The sequence below is a fragment of the Streptomyces sp. NPDC001492 genome, assembly GCF_053597275.1.
This window is the reverse complement of sequence record NZ_JBSFHW010000015.1, coordinates 58,154-77,380: the sequence shown is the minus strand read 5'-3', so window position 1 is coordinate 77,380 and position 19,227 is coordinate 58,154. Positions and strand designations below refer to the sequence as shown.

General features: G+C 70.3%; 20 protein-coding genes and 2 pseudogenes. 16 read left to right on the top strand and 6 right to left on the bottom strand.

Features of this window, described 5'->3' with window-relative positions; translation table 11 throughout:
* Window positions 1-408: 408 nt before the first annotated feature.
* From ACWC1K_RS20630 to ACWC1K_RS20620, 3 genes are all read left to right on the top strand, one after another.
* Complete coding sequence (locus ACWC1K_RS20630) at window positions 409-1,533, top strand: hypothetical protein (protein ID WP_450833150.1); 1,125 nt, start codon at window positions 409-411, stop codon at window positions 1,531-1,533.
* Between the two features lie 233 nt (window positions 1,534-1,766).
* Window positions 1,767-2,135, top strand: coding sequence for a hypothetical protein (locus ACWC1K_RS20625; RefSeq protein WP_450833149.1), 369 nt, complete (start codon window positions 1,767-1,769; stop codon window positions 2,133-2,135).
* 43 nt (window positions 2,136-2,178) lie between these two features.
* Window positions 2,179-2,496 carry a hypothetical protein gene (locus ACWC1K_RS20620; protein WP_450833147.1) on the top strand — a complete coding sequence of 106 codons (318 nt, stop codon included), beginning with the start codon at window positions 2,179-2,181 and terminating at the stop codon, window positions 2,494-2,496.
* A 172-nt stretch (window positions 2,497-2,668) separates the two neighbouring features.
* Here ACWC1K_RS20620 and ACWC1K_RS20615 read toward each other — a convergent pair whose 3' ends face one another.
* Entirely contained in the window at window positions 2,669-3,583 is a 915-nt protein-coding gene (locus tag ACWC1K_RS20615; protein ID WP_450833145.1) for an oxidoreductase, read from the bottom strand.
* Between the two features lie 100 nt (window positions 3,584-3,683).
* Here ACWC1K_RS20615 and ACWC1K_RS20610 point away from each other — a divergent pair, with 100 nt between their 5' ends.
* Window positions 3,684-4,283, top strand: a complete 600-nt coding sequence (locus ACWC1K_RS20610; protein ID WP_450833144.1) for a TetR/AcrR family transcriptional regulator — start codon at window positions 3,684-3,686, stop codon at window positions 4,281-4,283.
* Between the two features lie 133 nt (window positions 4,284-4,416).
* Complete coding sequence (locus ACWC1K_RS20605) at window positions 4,417-5,397, top strand: L,D-transpeptidase (RefSeq protein ID WP_450833142.1); 981 nt, start codon at window positions 4,417-4,419, stop codon at window positions 5,395-5,397.
* A gap of 31 nt (window positions 5,398-5,428) precedes the next feature.
* On the opposite strand, the gene ACWC1K_RS20600 is transcribed toward ACWC1K_RS20605, so the two are convergent.
* Together ACWC1K_RS20600 and ACWC1K_RS20595 are read right to left on the bottom strand one after the other, a co-directional pair.
* A complete protein-coding gene (locus ACWC1K_RS20600) occupies window positions 5,429-5,842 on the bottom strand; it encodes a MarR family winged helix-turn-helix transcriptional regulator (protein WP_450833140.1) in 414 nt (137 codons plus the stop codon).
* Window positions 5,843-5,916: 74 nt separating this feature from the next.
* Complete coding sequence (locus tag ACWC1K_RS20595) at window positions 5,917-6,267, bottom strand: VOC family protein (RefSeq protein ID WP_450833138.1); 351 nt, start codon at window positions 6,265-6,267, stop codon at window positions 5,917-5,919.
* Between the two features lie 175 nt (window positions 6,268-6,442).
* Between ACWC1K_RS20595 and ACWC1K_RS20590 the strand changes: the two genes are divergently transcribed.
* Both ACWC1K_RS20590 and ACWC1K_RS20585 read left to right on the top strand, forming a co-directional pair.
* On the top strand, window positions 6,443-9,067 hold the full coding sequence (locus ACWC1K_RS20590) for an ATP-binding protein (RefSeq protein WP_450833137.1): 2,625 nt from the start codon (window positions 6,443-6,445) through the stop codon (window positions 9,065-9,067).
* A complete protein-coding gene (locus tag ACWC1K_RS20585) occupies window positions 9,064-10,224 on the top strand; it encodes a hypothetical protein (protein ID WP_450833136.1) in 1,161 nt (386 codons plus the stop codon). The genes ACWC1K_RS20590 and ACWC1K_RS20585 overlap by 4 nt, the downstream gene beginning before the upstream one ends.
* Window positions 10,225-10,239: 15 nt before the next feature.
* Here ACWC1K_RS20585 and ACWC1K_RS20580 read toward each other — a convergent pair.
* Window positions 10,240-10,694, bottom strand: a pseudogene (locus ACWC1K_RS20580) (LacI family DNA-binding transcriptional regulator); the annotation flags it as partial.
* Here ACWC1K_RS20580 and ACWC1K_RS20575 point away from each other — a divergent pair.
* Window positions 10,695-10,961: pseudogene (locus ACWC1K_RS20575) on the top strand (glycosyl hydrolase 53 family protein); the annotation flags it as partial. It lies immediately after the preceding pseudogene.
* 60 nt (window positions 10,962-11,021) lie between these two features.
* Here the strand turns inward: ACWC1K_RS20575 and ACWC1K_RS20570 are convergent.
* Window positions 11,022-11,864, bottom strand: a complete 843-nt coding sequence (locus ACWC1K_RS20570) for a ribonuclease BN (protein ID WP_450833134.1) — start codon at window positions 11,862-11,864, stop codon at window positions 11,022-11,024.
* Between the two features lie 154 nt (window positions 11,865-12,018).
* Between ACWC1K_RS20570 and ACWC1K_RS20565 the strand changes: the two genes are divergently transcribed.
* The 6 genes from ACWC1K_RS20565 (at window position 12,019) to ACWC1K_RS20540 (ending at window position 16,107) form a co-directional block, all read left to right on the top strand.
* Window positions 12,019-12,981: an SMP-30/gluconolactonase/LRE family protein gene (locus ACWC1K_RS20565; protein ID WP_450833301.1), complete on the top strand. Its 963-nt coding sequence runs from the start codon at window positions 12,019-12,021 to the stop codon at window positions 12,979-12,981.
* Window positions 12,982-13,151: 170 nt separating this feature from the next.
* Entirely contained in the window at window positions 13,152-13,613 is a 462-nt protein-coding gene (gene crcB / locus ACWC1K_RS20560) for a fluoride efflux transporter CrcB (protein ID WP_450833132.1), read from the top strand.
* Entirely contained in the window at window positions 13,610-13,990 is a 381-nt protein-coding gene (locus tag ACWC1K_RS20555; RefSeq protein WP_450833131.1) for a DUF190 domain-containing protein, read from the top strand. Before crcB (ACWC1K_RS20560) ends, ACWC1K_RS20555 begins: the two co-directional genes overlap by 4 nt.
* The gene (gene crcB / locus ACWC1K_RS20550) at window positions 13,987-14,361 is read left to right on the top strand and encodes a fluoride efflux transporter CrcB (protein ID WP_450833129.1); all 375 of its coding nucleotides are present in this window, start codon (window positions 13,987-13,989) and stop codon (window positions 14,359-14,361) included. Before ACWC1K_RS20555 ends, crcB (ACWC1K_RS20550) begins: the two co-directional genes overlap by 4 nt.
* A gap of 73 nt (window positions 14,362-14,434) precedes the next feature.
* Complete coding sequence (locus tag ACWC1K_RS20545; protein ID WP_450833127.1) at window positions 14,435-15,271, top strand: undecaprenyl-diphosphate phosphatase; 837 nt, start codon at window positions 14,435-14,437, stop codon at window positions 15,269-15,271.
* 179 nt (window positions 15,272-15,450) lie between these two features.
* Window positions 15,451-16,107, top strand: a complete 657-nt coding sequence (locus tag ACWC1K_RS20540) for a TOPRIM nucleotidyl transferase/hydrolase domain-containing protein (RefSeq protein ID WP_450833125.1) — start codon at window positions 15,451-15,453, stop codon at window positions 16,105-16,107.
* Window positions 16,108-16,240: 133 nt separating this feature from the next.
* Here ACWC1K_RS20540 and ACWC1K_RS20535 read toward each other — a convergent pair whose 3' ends face one another.
* The gene (locus tag ACWC1K_RS20535) at window positions 16,241-16,930 is read right to left on the bottom strand and encodes a GAF and ANTAR domain-containing protein (RefSeq protein ID WP_450833124.1); all 690 of its coding nucleotides are present in this window, start codon (window positions 16,928-16,930) and stop codon (window positions 16,241-16,243) included.
* Between the two features lie 157 nt (window positions 16,931-17,087).
* Between ACWC1K_RS20535 and ACWC1K_RS20530 the strand changes: the two genes are divergently transcribed.
* Entirely contained in the window at window positions 17,088-17,765 is a 678-nt protein-coding gene (locus ACWC1K_RS20530; protein WP_351464077.1) for a FadR/GntR family transcriptional regulator, read from the top strand.
* Window positions 17,762-19,198 (top strand): amino acid permease, encoded by a 1,437-nt coding sequence (locus tag ACWC1K_RS20525; protein WP_450833123.1) that lies wholly within the window; start codon window positions 17,762-17,764, stop codon window positions 19,196-19,198. The genes ACWC1K_RS20530 and ACWC1K_RS20525 overlap by 4 nt, the downstream gene beginning before the upstream one ends.
* The last annotated feature ends 29 nt before the right edge of the window (window positions 19,199-19,227 follow it).

Sequence of the window (19,227 nt, the reverse complement as noted above, 5' to 3'; positions counted from 1 at the left end):
CTGACGGGGAAGGGCCGGCCAGGGTCGCCGTAGCCGGGGACGCGAGGCTTCGCGGCCGCAGATGGTGCCCGTCGCCCCATTGAAAGACGGGGCGGGCGCCGACTTCCTGCCGCGGCCTGAGCGGCTGGGGGGTTACGGAACGTGCGCGCCCCGCCCGGCTGCCGGCCCAGGCCCGGCCCGGTCTGCCATGGCCAGGCGGCGAGGTTCCCCGGCCGCACTGAGCACCTCACCGCGCAGAGGTTCCCGAGGTCGAGAGGTCGCCCCTGATGGCGGCCCTCCGCGAGACGTACGGCGGCAGGCCCACCGTCCGCGGTCCTCGCCGCACTGCCCGACCCCGCCCGCCACCCGGTCCTCCGCCTCCACGGCCGTAACCGATCACCGCGCGCGGGAGCGGTCCACAATGGCCGCATGACGTGGATCTCCGGCGTGGCCGGCGGGCTGCTGCTGGCGGTCATGGCCTCCAGCGTGGTGCGGACCCTGGTGGTGCCGCGAGGGCTCTACTCGGCGCTGGTGTACCGGCTGTGGTGGGTGCTGCGCCGCCTGCTGCGGCTGGCGGCGATACGCGGCGGCTACGACGCCGTCGACCGCGCGCAGACCTGGCTCGCTCCGCTGATCCTGATCGGCATGCTCGCCACCTGGCTCGGCGGAGCCCTGGCCGGCTTCGGGCTGCTGCTGAACGCCGTGTCCGGGCTGTCCTGGGGCAGTTCCTTCCGGGAGGCGGGCTCCAGCCTGCTCACCCTCGGCTTCGCCAGCGGCGACCGGCTGCGGCTGTCCGTGCTCGACTTCGTCGCGGCGGCCACCGGACCGGTCCTGATCGCCCTTCAGATCGCCTACCTGCCCACGCTCTACGCCGCCTACAACCGACGCGAGCTGGAGGTGACCCTGCTGCAGTCCCGGGCCGGCGAGCCCGCCTGGGGTCCGGAGATCCTGGCCAGGCAGTGGCTGGTCGACACCGAGACCGCGCTGCCGCAGCTGTACCGGGCCTGGGAGCGGCTGGCCTCCGACATCGGTGAGAGCCACTCCACGTATCCGGTCCTGATGGCGTTCCGCTCGCCCCGGCCCTACCGGCACTGGCTGGTGGGGCTGGTCGCCGTGATGGACGCGGCGGCCATACAGCTGGCGCTCGCCCCGCGCACCGCCCCGCCGGAGGCCCGCCTGGTGCTGCGGGCCGGCTTCACCGCCCTGCGTGACATCGCCCGCGTCCAGCGCATCCCCTTCGACCCGGATCCCCCTCCGGACGCCGCCCTGCGTCTCACCTACGTCGAGTTCGAGGCCGCGGTCGCGATGCTGGAGGCGGCGGGCTTCCACGCCGAACGCAGCGTGGCCGACGCCTGGCCGCACCTGCACGGCTGGCGGGTCAACTACGAGGCGATCGCCTACGAGATGTGTCGCCGCTGCGATGCGGTGCCCGCCCTGTGGACGGGGCCGCGCGCCTTCGCGTCGACGCCGATCCCGCCCCGCAGACCGGCGGACCGCAGACCCGGCGAGCACCGGCCGGGGCAGCAGGGCCCGTCCGCCGGAAGCGGTTCCTGATCAGGGGCCGTCCGGGGGCGGTTGCCAGCGTGCGGCCGTGCCCACAGAGATCACCCCGCTGGTCGACGACCTCGTCGCACAGATGAGGTCCCGTTCCGGCCCCGGATACCGCCAGGCCCTGCACCGGCTGGGCGAGGCCGCCCGCACCGGCGGCCCCGAGAGTGCGACCGCCCCCGACCGCACCGGAGAGGGCGTGGCCCTGCTCGCCGCGGTGGAGACCGCTGCCGGAGCCGGTGAGCGCGAGCTGCGCCCGGCTGGTGAAGACCTTCGGCAAGCCGGCCCGCGGGGACGCCGACGAAGGGTTCCTGACCCGGATGGCCATGTCGTGGTTCGACATGGAGGACTGGCTCAAGGCGCTGATCACACTCCTCGCCCGCGGCCCCTTCAGGACGGCCGTCGCCGCCCAGGTCAAGACCGAACTGCGCGAGCGTGCCGCCACGGTCGCCGACCGTTCGCAACGCGCCGCCCGGGTCGGGCAGTTGGCCGTGGTCCTCGACGACGAACCCCTGCTCGTCCTGGATCCCCGCACCCGCAGGGGGTACGCCCTGACCATGGGCGGCATCGGGGACACCAGCTGTACACCCTCCTCGCGGACCGGTTGATCGGCGATCCCGAACAGGGGCTGGTGGCGGGGGAGCGCCCTGCATGCTCATGGGTCGAGGCGTCACCGACGGCGATCCGAACCTGGGAACGAGCGATCCCGCGATACGCCGCTTCCGCCTCTTCGACGGGCACGGCGGCTGTGTGTACGCCGAGGGCGTCCCGGCCGACATCGAGCCGCTCGACGGCACCCGTGTGCTCGTCCTGCATCCGCCCAACGGCACCTTCGGCATGGGGCTCGGCCGCGTCTTCGAGCACATGACGCCCACGCTCGAACTGGACCGCGTACGCGAACCGGCGCAGACGCAGGTCTGGTTCGACCGCGTGGCGCCCGCCGTGGAGAACGATCCGATGGCGGGCTGAGCAGGCCCGGCGAAGTCCGCGGCAGTGCGGCAGCGCCCCTGAAGGGGCGCCGGGCGGGGGGCGCCAGCGGCTGCGCCGCGCGGGCGCGACCGGCCACCACGGGCCCGTGGGCGATCGGCGGCCCATTGGGGCCCCGCGGCGGAGCCGCAGGTCGGCACAGCCCGCGGAGCGCTCACGCCGGGATCGAGGCCGGCTGCGGGAAAGTCACCCCCGTGAGCTCCTCGGAGACCGTCCACAGTCGGCGGGCGGCGGCCGGGTCGCTGGCCGCCGGTGAGCGGCCGACCAGGGTCGGGGCGCCGCGCATCTCGCCGAGGCCGTCCGGGCCGACGTAGCTCGCGCCGGGCAGGTCCTGCACGGCGGCGTACAGCGTGGGCAGCGCGCCGGCCCTGCTGTCCTGGGCCATGAAGCGGTTGCCGACCCGCATGAGGGCGCGCCGCAGTGCACTGCCGTCATGGCTCTGGAGGTTCGTTGCGGCATAGCCGGGGTGGGCGGCCAGGGCGCGTACGGACGAGCCCGACTCGGCGAGGCGGCGCTGCAGTTCGAGGGTGAAGAGCAGGTTGGCCAGCTTGGACTGGCTGTACGCCTTGATGGGCGCGTACTCGCCGGTGAGGTTGAGGTTGTCGAAGTGGATGCGCGGGCTGCCCGGCATCTTGTGCGCACCGGACGACACCGTCACCACCCGGTCGGTGATGTGCGGCAGCAGCAGGTTCGTCAGGGCGAAGTGCCCCAGGTGGTTGGTGCCGAACTGCATCTCGAAGCCGTCCTTGGTGGCCGCCTCCGGGATGTTCATGACACCGGCGTTGTTGACGAGCAGATCAAGCCCGCCCTGCCAGCCGGCGGCGAACTCGCGCACCGAGGTGAGATCGGCGAGATCGAGCCGGCGCACCTCCACGCTCCCTCGCACGCCCGCGGCGGCGGTCTCGCCGCGCTTCACGTCCCGTACGGCGAGCACCACATGCGCGCCGGCGCCGGCCAGCGCCTCGACGGTGGCGATGCCGAGCCCGCTGTTGGCGCCGGTCACGACGGCGGTGCGGCCGGTCTGGTCGGGGATGTCGGTGATGTTCCACTTGCTGGGTTCCGTAGTCATGACCGCCAATGTAGGCGCTGCCAACAATGCTGTCAATGACAACAATGATGACGCCGACAACAATGTAGGCGGCACAAACATGACCGATACACTGACGCCCATGCACACCCGCAACCGCCGCTACCACCACGGAGACCTCCGCGCCGCCCTGCTGGGCCGCGCCGAGGACACGCTCCGCGAGAAGGGGCCGGCCGCGCTGTCCCTGCGTGAACTCGCCCGCGACCTCGGCGTCAGCCATGCCGCGCCGAGCCGCCACTTCAAGGACAAGCAGGCGCTGCTGGACGCGCTCGCGCTGACCGGGTTCGAGCGGCTGACCGCCGTCCTCGGTGCCTCGCAGAACGGTGTCGGGGAGGCGTTCGCCAAGCGGCTCGACGCGATGGTGCGGGCGTATGTGGGCTTCGCCCGGGAGAACGCCGAGCTGCTCGACCTCATGTACTCGATCAAGCACGATCCGGAGGCCTCCGACGCGCTGCGCGCGGCCGAGCAGCGCTGGTCGGAGCTGGTCGTGAGGCTGATCGGCGAGGGGCAGGCCCAGGGTGAGGTGCGGGAGGGGCCGATGGAGCGCGTCGGCCTCCCGGTGTTCGCCGCCCTGCACGGCTACGCCGACCTCGCGGTGACCGGCATGCTGCCCCCCGAGGCGGACGAGCACGGGCTGGACGACGTGATCGCGTTCATGCTGCGAGGCTCCGCGCCGGAATGACTGCGAGGCTCCGCGCCGGAGTGACATGGATCACTAAAGATCTACCCGCCTGATGCAACTGCCGCCCGTGTCGTAACTGTCTGACAGGGAAGCAGGCCCCTTGGGGCCGAGGAGCGAGAGAGCGGGGCAGGTCGTGGGACGGCGCAAGGGCATAGGGATCGCACTCGTCACGGTCGCGATGCTGGCGGGCACGAGTGCCTGCGGCGGAGCCGGCGGCAGCAAGGCGAGCGCGGACGACGGAAAGGCGGGCAAGGCGAGCGCGAGCGCCTCGCCGTCACCGACGAAGCCCGCGGGCCCGCCGATGCTGCTGGAGACCATCACCCCGCAGACCGGAACCACGGTCGGCGTGGCCATGCCGATCTCGGTGATCTTCACCAACCCGGTGGCGGCCAAGGCGCGGGCCACCGTCGAGAAGCACATGAAGGTGAGCGCCTCGCAGCCGGTGGCCGGGGCCTGGCACTGGATGGGCGACCGGCGCGCCGACTGGCGGCCGAAGACGTACTGGCCCTCCGGCACCAAGGTGAAGATCGACGCCGACCTGAAGGGCGTCAGCAACGGCAACGGGCGCTACGGCGTGCACGGCTACACGCACACCTTCACCATCGGCGACGACGTGCGCGCGGATGTCTCGGTGACCGGCCACACCATGAAGGTGACCCGCAACGCCAAGCTGGTGCGCACCCTGTCGATCAATGCGGGCAGCGCCCAGTACCCGACGTGGGACGGCACGATGGCCGTCATCGACAAGCAGGAGAAGGTCCACATGACCTCCTGCAGCGTCGGCATCAGCTGCGACAAGGGCAGCCCCAACTACTACGACCTGACGCTGCCCTGGGACGTCCATCTGACCCAGTCCGGCACCTACGTCCACTACTCGACCGGCGACCCCAACCCGGGCAGCGGCAGCGCCCGCGGCTCGCACGGCTGCGTCCATCTGTCCATGTCGGACGCCAAGTGGTTCTACAGCCAGGTCAAGCAGGGAGACCCGGTCACCGTCACGGGCTCACCCCGTGGCAAGGCCTCGGCGGACAACGGCTACGCCGCGTTCAACCTGAGCTGGTCCCAGTGGCTCGCTGGCAGCGCGGCCGGGGAGCAGACGACCGCACAGCTGTGAGGTCGGGCAGGCAGCGAGCTGAAGTCGAGTTCTAGGAAGAACCGTGGGCCGCGGCCCGGCCGCCCAGCAGCCGGGCCAGCACCTCGCGCTGCAGCGGAAGCACCTCGGTGTGCAGGTCGCGGCCCTTGTCGGTGAGGGCGACATACACCCCACGCCGGTCCTCCGCGCAGACGGAACGCTCCACCAGGCCGTCCTTCTCCAGCCGGGCGATGAGCCGGGACAGCGCGCTCTGGCTGAGATGGACCCGTCCCGCGAGGTTCTGCACCCGGCACTGGTCGCCCTCGCCGGGCGCCTCGGACGCGAGGATGTCGAGCACCTCGAAATCGCTCGCGCCCAGGCCGTGCGGGTGCAGGACCCGGTCGATCTCGCACATGGTGCGGGCGTGCACGGAGAGGATGTCGCGCCACCTCTCCTCGAGCCGGGGCTCGGCCGTCTTCACTGCCATACCTGCACGGTAACACCGAAGCAGCCATTGGTTGACTGTGCATTGAATGCGGGTGCATGCAGCCCGGCGGTTGGTCAGGCGGACGGATCCTGGAGCAGCCCGACCAGATTGCCGTCGGCGTCCTTGAGCGAGGCGATCAGCCGGCCGTTGCCGACGTCCTGGACGTCCTGCACCACTTCCGCACCCGCGTCCACCAGGGCGGCCAGCCGGCCCCGGATGTCCTCGACGTGCCAGTACGGCACCGGCCCGGTGAGGCCCTTCGCATGTCCGTTGGGGTCCAGGCCGACATCCTGCCCGGCGTCCTTGAAGCCGACGTAGTACGGCGCGTCCGCGTAGGGCTCGACCTGCAGCAGGGCGCTGAACAGGGCCTTCGCCCGGGCGATGTCCTTGACGGGGTAGATGATGGTCTTCAGGCCGGCGGTCATGACGGCTCCTTTGCGTCGGGTGGTCCGACGGAATTCGTCGGTGATTCCACGCTAGGGCGGGCTGTGGTCCAGCGGCTTCTCCAATCCTGACCGGTCCGCTACCGTCGGAACACTGCGTGAGGGGGGTCTCACGGAGCGTCGCGCGAGTGCGCAGGGGGACTGGGGGGAAGCAGAGATGCACGAAATGACCTTCGACTTCGAAGGCCTCATCCGGATGATCGCGAACAACCTCTACAGCGAGAAGAAGGTCTTCATTCGCGAACTCATCCAGAACGCCCACGACGGCATCCGCCGACGGGCCGCGGAGCATGGGGTGGTCGGCAGGATCGACGTCGAGACCCGCCCCCAGGACCTGGAGATCACGGTCCGGGACAACGGGATCGGGATGAACCACGACGACCTGATCGACTACCTCTCCAACATCGGCCGGAGCCTGACCAGGGAGGGGACGGAGTACGACGACACCCTCATCGGCCAGTTCGGCATCGGTTTCCTCTCGGCCTTCGTCGTGGCCTCCCGGGTACGGGTCACCACCCGGAAGGTCGGAGAGGACGTCGGCTGGCTCTGGGAGAACGAGGGGAACAAGGAGTACACCCTCCAGGAGTGCGAGGTCCCCGCTCCGGGGACGACCGTGACGGTCTCGCTCGCCGGGCGGCCTGAGGACCGCGGCATGATCCAGGAGGCCGAAGTCCGCAAACTGATCCGCCGCTACGCGGACATGCTCACGGTGCCGATCCACCTCAACGGCTCCCCGGAGCCCGAGAACACCATGCACATGCCCTGGGAGAGGAGCGGGCTGACATCGTGGGAGCTGCAGGACGACCTGACGTTCTACGTGGAGCGTACCCTCAACGACCGGGTGCTGGAGGTCATCCCGGTGCAGTTGCGCGGCCCGATCCACGCCGACGGCGTCCTGTACATCACCCGTGACCGCCTCTACAACGTCGACCAGCCGCGCACCATCCGCCTGTTCCAGCGGCGCATGTTCCTGTGCGAGGACCAGCAGGACGTCCTGCCGCAGTGGGCCCGCTTCGTCAACGGCGTCATCAACACCCGGGACCTCACGCCCACCGCGGCGCGGGACAACTTCCTGCGGGACGACAACTGGGCAGCCCTGCGGGACGCTCTCGGGGATCTGGTCATCAAGCACCTGGCACACCTGCGCGATACCGACCGGCCACGCTTCGCGAGCATCGCCCGCTACCACCGGATGAGCTTCGCCGCCGCCAGCTACTACTACGACACCTTCTTCGCCAAGTTCGCTGACCTGCTGCTGTGGCGGACCAATCAACTGCCGGGGGAGGCCAGCCCCGGGGTATCTTTCGATACCCTGGCCGACGCGAACTCGGGCGTGGTGCTGCGGACTCTCCCGGAGATCCTCGCAGAGGGGCGGCGCCAGCGCCCCCAGCCGACCGGGCCCCAGATCCTGCAGTGCATCACCGGAGTCGACGCTGCCCGGCAGTACTTCGCCATCGCCAACGCCGCCGACACGCTCGTCGTGGATGCCAGTTTCGCCTTCGAACCAGAACTTCTCGAGGCGTACACCCGGCTGCCCGGCAAGGCCTTGCAACTGGTCCACGTCGACCGCGAGGACGCGCCGTCGGGCGGCGTCATCTTCCGCCCGCCCGTCGGTGACGCCAGCGCGGACGTCGAGCGCCTTGCGGAGCGGATGAGCGTGATTCTGCACACCCCGCTCAACCAGACCATCAGGACCGAGGCCCGCGTCTTCGATCCGCGGACCATCGCGGCGGTGCTGCGGACCGATGCGCGCACCGAGGCCCAGCGCAAGGCGGAGGAGGTGCTCCTCGATCCGAACGCGCAGCCCGGCGTGCGGGAGATGGCTGAGGCGGTGTCCCGTATGACGCTGGGCGCGGGGCAGCGGCTCACCATCAACGCCGCCAATCCGCTGGTCCAGCGCCTGGCAGCGCTGCAGGACGCGGCGGACGAGGAGGTCCAGCAGCTGATGCTGGCGCTCTACCACAGCGCGGCCCTGGCGAACGGGCAGATGATCACTGCGCAGGCGGCGCAGGCGTTCCACGATCAGTTGCAACGGCTGATGGGCCGCAGCCTCGAGGCGCTGGAACTCGACGCACGGCGCCGGGGACTGGAGGAGCAACTACGACTCCTCAAGGGTCGCAACCCGGCCGACACCACGCGGCCCACACATCCGACCTTCTTCATGATCACGCCGTTCGCGGACCGGTACGCGCCCCTGGTCGCCGCGTGTCGCAAGGCACTGGGGCGGCGAGGTTGTGAACTCGTGGTCGCGAGCGAGCGGCACGAGGACCATCGGCTGCTGGAGAACGTGCAGGTGCTCATGGACGGGGCCAGCGGCTTCATCGCCGAGATCACCGAGGCCAACCCCAACGTCATGTTCGAACTCGGAGCCGCCTTCGCCGACCGCCGCGACCGTCCGGTCGTCCTGCTCCGGGAGAACGGCCCCGCCGCCAACGGAATGCTGCCCGCGGACCTGCGCGGGCTGCTGTACCTGACGTACGACTCCGGCGACCCTGAACTCGCACAGCACCTGGGCGACGCCATGGCCAAATCCAGCACCATGCAGGATCTGCTGGAGGACGAGGGTCGGCTGCACTTCGTCTCGCCCGAAACGATCGCCGAACGGTTGGGTGCCGTGGTTCTGCCTGACGAGAAACTCAGCGCCCTCGCGCGCCGCTTTCCCACGGTGGAGGCTTGGCAGGCCGCCGTGGTGGAGGACGTGGCACGAATCCTCGGTGCGGAGTACGAGGATCTCGCGCCGTATGTCCTGAGGAAGATGGGTGAGTTGAGGGACTCGCAGTGAACGACGGCGAGTTCAACGAGCTGGTGCAGCGGGCGCAGGAGGCGGATGACACCGACGACGTGTGGACAGCAGCGTTGTTGTACGAGCGAGTGCACGAGGCCGCGTCGACGCAGGGCCGACCGGACTGGAGCTGCTGGGCGCTGCGGAGGGCTGCCGAATGCTGGGCCGTCACGTCGGAGCCGGACCGAGGCCTACGCCTGCTATTGCACGCTCTCCATGATGCGAGGCTGCCAGGCCGGGAACGCTACTGGCTCCACAGGGCCTTCCTCATGTCGGCGCTGCACCTGACCGTGTCGGTCGATGACCTGGACGGCTCCCTGAACCAGTTGTCGGAACTCGCGGTGGACGTCTGGGGACAGGAAGGGGCGGACCCACCGTACATTCGAGGCGAGCTGCTGCGGGTGCGTGGTGACTGGATCGCAGCGCTCGGGGCATTCGAGCAGGCCTGGGCCGAGCGTGGGTCGCGGGGGCCGCAGCCAGGCGAGACGAGTGTCGCCGAATCGGCAGTGCGGACAGCGCTGTATCTGGGCCGACGTGGCGAAGCACAACGGTGGTTGGAGTTGGGTACCCTCCACGCGAGCGTGACATGGGAGCGCTGTACTGTCGCGGCGAAGCAGATAATGCTCGCGGTGTTCGACAACGATGCTCCGACCGCGAGAGCGGCCTCGAGGGCCCTCGACGCGTTGGTGTCGCCCCAACGACCTATTTACCGCGCTGATGCAGCCAACTGGGCCGTCTACGCGCTCCTGCTCGAGGAGGGGCAGGGAGATCCCGCCCAACCGATGCACTTGGCACGTCTGCGGCTCAAGCAGCAGGCCGACGACACACTCCAGTCATGCCTCGACCGCTATCAGCGCCACCGCGTTCGCGTGTGCCTCGAAAACGCCGGCCTCCGCTACGCCGCCGGCATGCCCCCGCGAGATGACGCCTACTACCAACTGCCCGACCCCCCGCCCGACCCCGACCGGATCCGCCTGCCCGACGAGATCGACAAGCGGCTGGCCGTCCTCCACGAGGCCTGCGACGCAGCGCTCGGCTACGCCCGGGAGACGGACACCCGCCTCGGCTGTACGTGGCGGCAGCAAGAAATCGCCGACCTGCGAGACCGCGGCGAACGCATAGCCCAAGCCCTCCGGCACCGGGACCGCTCCCACTGACCGGCACCGGCCACCTCACGTCGACTCCCGCTCCACCAGTTCCGTGGGCAGAATCACCGCCGCCGATCTGTGCCGGCAGCACCCGTACCGTCTCGGAGCCGATGTGGTCGTAGGGCTGGCGGATCGTGGTGAGGGCGGGGCTGGCCTCCGTCGCCGCGACGGAGTCGTCGAAGCCGCCCGCGGGGACGTCCTCGGGCACCCGGCGGCCCGCGCGGCGCAGCGCCGTCAGGGCGCCCTGGGCCATCAGGCCGGAGGCCACGAACACGGCGCCCATCTCCGGGGCCTGCGCCGGCAGCCGCTCGCAGCCCGCCTCGCCGCTGGCCCGGCTGTAGTCACCGAGACGATCAGCCGCTCGTCGATCTCGACGCCCGCCGGGGTCAGCACCTCCTTGTAGCCGGCGAGCGATCCACACCGCCCGGGGTGTCCAGCGGGCCGCTCACCATGCCGATCCGGCGGCGCCCCCGCGACAGATCGACACCTCCGGTGAACTGGTCAGAGGCTACCCGGCCACCCAGGCGGGCCAGCTGGCCCGGATGAACGCCGTCGCGAACCTCGTGGAGGCCGTCCCGGGCAACAAGGGCCTCGGCGCCTTCTACTGGGAGGCGACCTGGACCGCGGTCACCGGCAACGGCTGGTATCCGACAGACTCCACGTCCGGCAACGGCTGGGAGAACCAGGCCCTCTTCGACTACGACAACAAGGCCACCTCGACCACGAGCTGGTTCAGCCACCGTTGAACCTGTGTGGAGGGGGCCCGGCCGCAGGGGAGCGGCCAGGCCCTCGCCCATGTTCCCGGGCTAGGAGCGCAGGGCCGAGGGCCCCTGCCCGCGGTCCGTCGGCGCCCTCGCCGTCCGGCCGGGTGGATCCGGCGGCGCGTCGAGGTGTCCGAGCCACTCGCATATGAGCCGCCCCAAAAGGGCACCGCCGTAGACGACGAACCCCACCCCGACCAGCCAGGACTCCACCACCAGGACCGTGCCGACCGGGCCGTAGCTGATCGCGTTGGTGACCAGGAGCGGGGTGAAGACCAGGTAGGAGAAGCCGCGCAGGCCCACCAGGCCCGCCATCGTGGCGAGCGCACCGGGCAGCAGATAGCGCCAGGGCACCTGGCGGCTGAGCAGAAAGTGCGGTCCCCACCAGAAGAACAGGAGGCCGACCCCCATGCTGAGCAGGATGCGGGGCGGGCCCTCCAGCACGGTCCGGGTCTGCACCTGGGCGTACAGATACGCCATCAGCATGATCAGCCAGACCGCGTGCCGCCACAGGTGGTGCCAGGGAGCGGCGGCCGTCCTCCAGATCCGTTCGTAGCCGTTCTGCACGCTGGAGGCGAAGGACATGCCGAAAAACGCGAGCAGCGCGAGGCTCAGCGCGCTGGTGGTGCTGATCACTTTGCGGGTCGGGCCGAAGACATGCGCGAGCGCGTCGGCGGACCGGCCGTTCAGGGCCATGCCGTCCACCAGCCACAGTGCGAAGCCGCCGTGTCCCAGCGGGTCCGCCGCGGCCACCACGATCAGCAGCGGTGCCAGGGTGACCAGGGCCAGCGTCGCGAACCCCATGGCCCGGTGCATCAACTCCAGCTCATTGCCGCGCCGGTGCAGCTCGGCAAGCCCCAGCCGGTGCCAGGCGGCCAGCCGTGACATGAGGACCACCCCTTCCTCCGGCCGGGGCTAGCGGTGGTGGTGTCCTGAGTGGCCAGGAACGCATTCCGGTAAACCTGATCGGGTGACGCGGCACCCGATGGGCATCCCTACACATGCCAGCATGAACCGTCCCGACCTCGACACGGAGGTTTTCATGGACCGTCCCAGTGAACTCGTCCCGCTCCGATACGTCGCCATCGGCGGCCGCGGCCCCGAGGACGTCGTCGCCGACGCCCACGGCCGGGTGCTGACCGGAGTGGAGGACGGCCGCATCCTGCGCATCGACGGACTGACGCGGCCCTCGTCCGCCCGCGTCGAGGTGCTCGCCGAAACCGGCGGCCGGCCGCTGGGCCTCGAACTGCTCCCGGACGACGCCCTGTTGGTGTGCGACGCCGAACTCGGACTGCTGCGCGTCGACCTCGGCGAGGGCATCGTACGGATCCTCGCCGACTCGGTGGCGGGGGAGAGGCTGCGGTTCTGCAGCAACGCGGTCGCCCTGTCCGACGGCAGTGTCTGCTTCACCGTCTCCAGCCGCCGCTACCCGTTGGACCAGTGGATCGGCGACATCGTCGAACACACCGGAACCGGCCGTCTGCTGCGCCTCGCCCCGGGCAGCGAGAGCCCAGAAGTGCTGCTGGAAGGGCTCCAGTTCGCCAACGGGCTGGCGCTGAGCGCTGATGAATCGTTCCTGGTCGTCGCCGAGACCGGCGCCCGCCGGCTGACCCGCTACTGGCTCACCGGCGACAAGAGCGGACAGAGCGAACCCTTCGTGGAGAACCTCCCCGGCATGCCCGACAACCTCTGGCGGGCCGGCCCGGACGGCCCGGTCTGGGTTTCCCTGGCCGGGCCCCGCGTCCCCCCGCTCGACCTGCTGCACCGAGCCACGCCCGCCGTCCGCGCCGCCGCCGCCCGCATCGCCGTCCGCGCCCCCTTCCGTCCCACCGGCACCATCGGCGCCCTCGCGGTCGACGACCAGGGGACGATCGTCCACCACCTCGCCCGCCGGCACTCCGGCTACCGCATGGTGACCAGCGTCTGCGAGGCCGCCGGGCAACTGGTCCTGGGCAGCCTGTGGGAGCGGGGCATCGCCGTGTGCGAGCGACCGTCCCCGAAGTGACCCGGGCCCGGGCCGGGCGCTACCCTGTTGCCCGGCCGCGAGCACCCTTCGCGGCGCGGCGGTGGGGCCCGCCGTACCCGAACCGCGGCAGTGGTGCCGCCAACGGTCCCTACTTGCGAAGGAGCGGCGCCCGCATGCCTCGGGCCCCGGCGAGTAGGAGACGTACGACCATGACAGCCCCGGAAGCCGAGAGCGTCCGCGCCCGCCCCCGCACCCCGCGACCGCCCGCCTGGCGCACCCAGGCCCCCGTCGTCGCGGTGGTCGCACTCGGCGGAGCCATAGGGGCCGTCGCCCGCTACGCCTTCTCCCTGTGGTGGCCCGCCCAGTCCGGCGGATTCCCCTGGGCGACCTTCTGGACCAACGTCGTCGGCTGCGCCGTGATCGGTGTGTTCATGGTCGTCATCACCGACGTATGGGCCGCCCACCGCCTCGTGCGCCCCTTCTTCGGCACCGGCGTGCTCGGCGGCTTCACCACCTTCTCCACCTACGCCGTCGACATCCAGAAGCTGGTCGACGCCGGCCACCCGCGCACCGGGCTGGCCTACCTCGCCGCGACCCTGCTCGCGGCGCTCACGGCGGTGTGGCTCGCGGTCACCGCGGCCCGCCGGGTCCTGAAGTGGAGGCAGCCATGACGAGGCTGACCGGCAGCGCGCTGCGCGTGACCGTCTTCATCGGCGAGAACGACACCTGGCACCACAAGCCGCTCTACTCGGAGATCGTGCACCGCGCCCACGCGGCGGGCCTCGCCGGCGCCAGCGTCTTCCGCGGGATCGAGGGCTTCGGCGCCTCCTCCCTGATCCACACCTCGCGGCTGCTGTCGCTCAGCGAGGACCTGCCCGTCGCGGTCGTCGTCGTCGACACCGAGGAGCGCGTCCGCGCCTTCCTGCCCCAGCTCGACGAGCTCGTCGACGAGGGCCTGGTCATCCTCGACGACTGCGAGGTCATCCGGTACGTCGGCCGCGAGGACAGCCCCGGCAAAACGGACATGAAGGGTAAGAGGTCGTTGTGAACTGGCTGCTGGTCGTCGGCGGCGCCATGGTCGGAGCCCCGCTGCGCTACCTCACCGACCGTGCCGTGCAGACCCGCCACGACTCGGTCTTTCCGTGGGGTACCTTCGCGGTGAACGTCACCGGCTGCCTGATCCTCGGTCTGCTGACCGGCGCGGTGGCCGAGGGGGCCGCCGGTTCGTCTCTTCAGCTGCTCCTCGGCACCGGCCTGTGCGGCGCCCTGACGACGTACTCGACCTTCTCCTACGAGACCCTGCGGCTGACCGAGACCGGGGCGGGGCTCTACGCTGCCGCCAACGTCGTCGGGAGCGTGACGGCGGGCCTCGGTGCGGCATTCGCCGGGGTGTCGATCGCCCAGGACCTGTGGGGGTAGGCGACCGGCCCGACTCCCGCGCGTAGTAAGACTGTCTACAGCACTGTCGACCAACTCCTCAGAACTGGATCCCATGAGCGTCATCAACGTCGGTCAGGCCGCCGTCCTCGGAGTAGTGGAAGGGCTGACCGAGTTCCTTCCCGTCTCCTCCACCGGACATCTGAAGATCACCGAAGGGCTCATGAGCATCCCGGTCGACGACAAGGCCGTCGTCGGCTTCTCGGCCGTCATCCAGGTCGGCGCGATCGCCGCCGTGCTCCTGTACTTCTTCAAGGACATCGTGCGGATCGTCTCCGCCTGGGGCCGTGGCCTGCGCAACAAGGAGGAGCGCTACCACCACGACTACAAGTTCGCCTGGTGGGTGATCTACTCGACCATCCCGATCGTGGTCGTCGGCCTGGCCGCCAAGCCCCTCATCGACGGCCCGCTCGCCTCGCTGTGGGTGGTCGCCGCCTCGCTGATCGTCGGCAGTGGCGTGATGTGGGCCGCGGACCAGATGGGCCGGCACAAGCGCGGTGAGGACGACACCACCTTCAAGGACGCGATGCTGGTCGGCTGTTCCCAGATCCTCGCCCTGCTCTTCCCCGGCTTCTCCCGCTCCGGCGCCACCATGTCCACGGCCCTGATCCTGGACCTGGACCGGGTCGCCGCCACCCGCCTCTCCTTCTTCCTCGGCATCCCGGCCCTGACCGGCGCCGGCCTGTACGAGCTCAAGGACGCCCTGGGCACGGGCGTGGGTGCCGCCCCGCTGGCCGTCGGCACCATCGTCTCCTTCGTGGTCGCCTACGCCTCCATCGCCTGGCTGCTGAAGTTCGTCGCCAAACACTCCTTCAACGCCTTCGTCGTCTATCGGATCATCGTCGGTGTGCTCCTCCTGGGTCTGCTCAGCACGGGTGGCCTCAGCAGCTGACGGCGGTCGCGGAAACCGGCGCCTCTCGGTGAGCCGGCCCTCGTCGCGGACCCGCCCTTGGTGCGCGGCGATGCCGAGCAGGCGCCGTATCCGCCGGTTTCCTGAAGCGTTGCCCCGGGAAAACGCGCGTGCGTAGGGGATCTCCGCCGTGCCACGATGGCGCGGGGAAGCGAGGTCTCGTGGACGAGATGAGGCGATTTCGCCGGGCGCTGGCCGCGTGGGCGGCCGGGGGAGCGGGGGCGAGCGCGGCCGCCGTGGCGGCGCGGCAGCTGGCCGGCGGCGGCGTGCGGACGATCGTGCTCGTCGAGGGAAGCAGTGATCAGGCCGCGCTCGAAGCGCTGGCCGCCCGCCATGGCCGCGACCTCGCCGCGCAGGGCGTTGCGGTGGTGCCGCTCGGGGGCGCGACCAACATCGGGCGTTTCCTGGACGTGTGCGGCCCTCCGGGGCTCGGCCTCCCGCTGGCCGGACTCTGCGACATCGGCGAGGAGCGGCACTTCCGGCGTCATCTGGAGCGCGTCGGGCTCGGTTCCGCTCTCACGCACGCCGGACTGGAGGCGCTCGGATTCCAGCTGTGCGTCGCCGACCTGGAGGACGAGCTGATCCGCGCGCTCGGGGCCGAAGGCGTGCAGCAGGTGATCGAGGCCCAGGGCGAGACGCGCCCCTTCCGCACCTTCCAGGGTCAGCCGGCCCAGCGGAACCGGCCCGTGGAGCACCAGCTGCGGCGTTTCATGGGCACCCACAGCGGCCGCAAGGCGCTCTACGCGCAGGCGCTGGTCGAGCACCTGGACCTCGCGCTCGTGCCCCGGCCGCTGGAGCGCCTCATTGCACACGTGTGACCACAGCCCGGATGCGTGAGGGACGCCTGGCTGGGGACTTGGGGATGAGGCCGGGTTGCGCGGCGTACCCCTGGGGGCCGACTCGGCCAGGCTCCTCTGGTTCAGACAGCGTGCCGGGGGAGCCGCCGCGTGGTCAGGACACGCTGCCCTGCTCGCAGACCCGGCGGGCGACCTCGTGGAGTTTGATGTTGTTCTCCTGTGAGAAGCGCCGAAGGGTGTCGAATGCCTGCTCCTCGGTGAGGTGGTGGGCGCCCATGAGGATGCCCATGGCCTCGCCGATGATGTGGCGGGTTTCGACGGCCCGTTCCATCTGGGCGTGCGTGCGGGCGCTGGAGAAGGCGACCGCGGCGTGGGAGGCCAGCAGCCAGCCGGCCAGCTCACTGGCCTCGGTGAAGGCCCCGGGCTTGCGGGAGTAGAGGTTCAGCGCCCCGAGCTCCTCGTCCTCGGTGAACAGCAGGAACCCCATCATGCTGCCCACGCCGAGGGCGCGTGCCTGCGGGGCGTAGGCGGGCCAGCGCGGCTGCTCCCGGGTGAGGTCGGCGATGCGGAAAACGCGCTCGCCATCGTCGGTGCGGGCGGCGTTGAAGCACGGGCCTTCGCTCAGCCGCTCCTGCAACTGGTCGCTTTCGACGACGAGGCTCTCCGTGGCCGCCAGCGTCTCCACCGTTGTGCCGTGCAGCATCAGGATGCCCGCCGCGTCGCAGCCCTCCACCAGCTCGGTGGCCGAGTGGGTGATCCGTTCCAGGGTGGCACGGACCGAGTCCTGGGCGAGGAGATCCCGGGCCATCGACGCCATCTGCTCCGCGAACCGACCCCAGTCCATACCGTCCTCCGTGTTCCGGCCCGTGCTCGTCAAGAAGCCGTCTACCCAGCTTCTCCGTCGCCTCCCTTGACAGTTCCCGTACGTCACCCCCAGGATCACTCCCGTGAACCTGTCAGACAGCAAGACAGCCAGTCAGGGTCCGCGGCGCATCAGTGCCATGGAAGCGGTCCTGGCACACCTGCGCTCCGCCATCGAGAACGGCGAGTACGCCGTGGGGGACAAGCTGCCCTCCGAGGCGGAGCTGTGCCGCACCCTCGAGGTCAGCCGGCCCGTGCTGCGCGAGGCCCTCAGGGCGCTGCAGACGATGGGCCTGACCGTCTCCAAGACGGGCAAGGGCACCTTCGTCGTGGCCAGCACCGTCGAGGACCCCACCTTCGGCGACTACGCGGCCAGCGACCTGCTGGAGGTGCGCCGCCACGTGGAGATCCCGGTGGCGGGCTATGCGGCCGTGCGTCGCACGCCCGAGGACCTCGACCACCTGGCGCACCTGCTGGAGCGCATGGAGCAGGAGACCGACACCACCTCCTGGGTCGCCCTCGACACGCTGTTCCACCTCGCTGTCGCCCAGGCCGCCCAGAACCCGGTCTTCCGCCGGGTCATCGAGGAGATCCGCGACGCACTGGCGCGTCAGTCGGCCTTCCTCAACGAGCTGGGCGGACGCCGCGAGCAGTCCAACCGCGAGCACCGGGCGATCGTCGAGGCGCTGATGGACGGTTCCGAACTCGACGCGGTGGACGCGATGGCGCACCACCTCGACCGCGTCGAGACGACCCTCACCGACATCGTGCGCCCCGCGCGCACGGACATCCCCACGGAAGGCGGACCCGAGGCGTGAGCGAGCACCTCAAAGAAGAGACGCGCACACCGGCCGCACATGTCGACGCAGGCGACGCCGGCTACAGCAAGTCGCTGAAGTCCCGGCACGTCAACATGATCGCCATCGGCGGCGCGATCGGCACCGGTCTCTTCCTCGGCGCGGGCGGCCGCCTCGCCGACGCCGGCCCCTCCCTGTTCATCGCCTACGCGGTCTGCGGCATCTTCGCCTTCCTGGTGGTGCGCGCCCTCGGCGAACTCGTGCTGTACCGGCCCTCGTCCGGCGCCTTCGTCTCCTACGCCCGGGAGTTCCTGGGCGAGAAGGGCGCCTACACCGCGGGCTGGATGTACTTCCTGAACTGGGCGACCACCGGTATCGCCGACATCACCGCGGTGGCCACCTACACGCACTACTGGGGCATGTTCTCCGACATCCCGCAATGGTTGATCGCATTGATCGCCCTCGCCGTCGTGCTGACGGTCAACCTGATCTCCGTCAAGATCTTCGGTGAGCTGGAGTTCTGGTTCGCCATCGTCAAGGTCAGCGCGCTCGTGATCTTCATGTGTATCGGCATCTACCTGCTGGTCACCCAGCACCCCGTCGACGGCGCCCACCCCGGACCGGCCCTGATCACCGACAACGGCGGCGTCTTCCCCAACGGCCTGCTGCCCATGCTGCTGATCATCCAGGGCGTCGTCTTCGCCTACGCCTCCGTGGAGCTGGTGGGCGTTGCCGCGGGAGAGACCCAGAACCCCGAGAAGATCATGCCGAAGGCGATCAACTCGATCATGTGGCGCGTCGGCCTCTTCTACGTCGGTTCGGTCGTCCTGCTGTCCATGTTGCTGCCCTGGAACAAGTACAGCGCGGCCGAGAGCCCCTTCGTGACCGTGCTGTCCAACATCGGCATCCCGGCGGCCGGCGGCGTGATGAACCTCGTCGTCCTCACCGCGGCCATGTCCTCGCTCAACTCCGGCCTGTACTCCACCGGCCGCATCCTGCGCTCCATGGCGATGTCCGGCTCCGCCCCCAAGTTCACCTCGGTGATGAGCCGCAGCCAGGTGCCGTACGGCGGCATCCTGCTTACCAGCGGTATCTGTGTCCTGGGCGTCGGCCTCAACTTCGTGGTCCCGGCGGACGCCTTCGAGATCGTCCTGAACTTCGCGGCGATCGGCATCCTCTCCACCTGGGGCATGATCATGATCTGTCACCTCCTCTTCTGGAAGAAGACCCAGAAGGGCGAGCTGACCCGCCCGAGCTACCGACTGCCGGGCTCCCCCTGGACCGAACTGGTGACGCTGGCCTTCCTCGCCTCCGTCCTGGTCCTCATGTACGCCGACGGAGGCGCCGGCCGCACCACCGTGCTGTGCCTGCCGCTGATCGTCGGAGCGCTCGTCGCAGGCTGGTACGCCATCCGCAGCCGAATGCAGCGCATCTCAGCCAAGGCCGACGCGTAACCCCGGCGCCGGCTCCAGACCACCCAGAA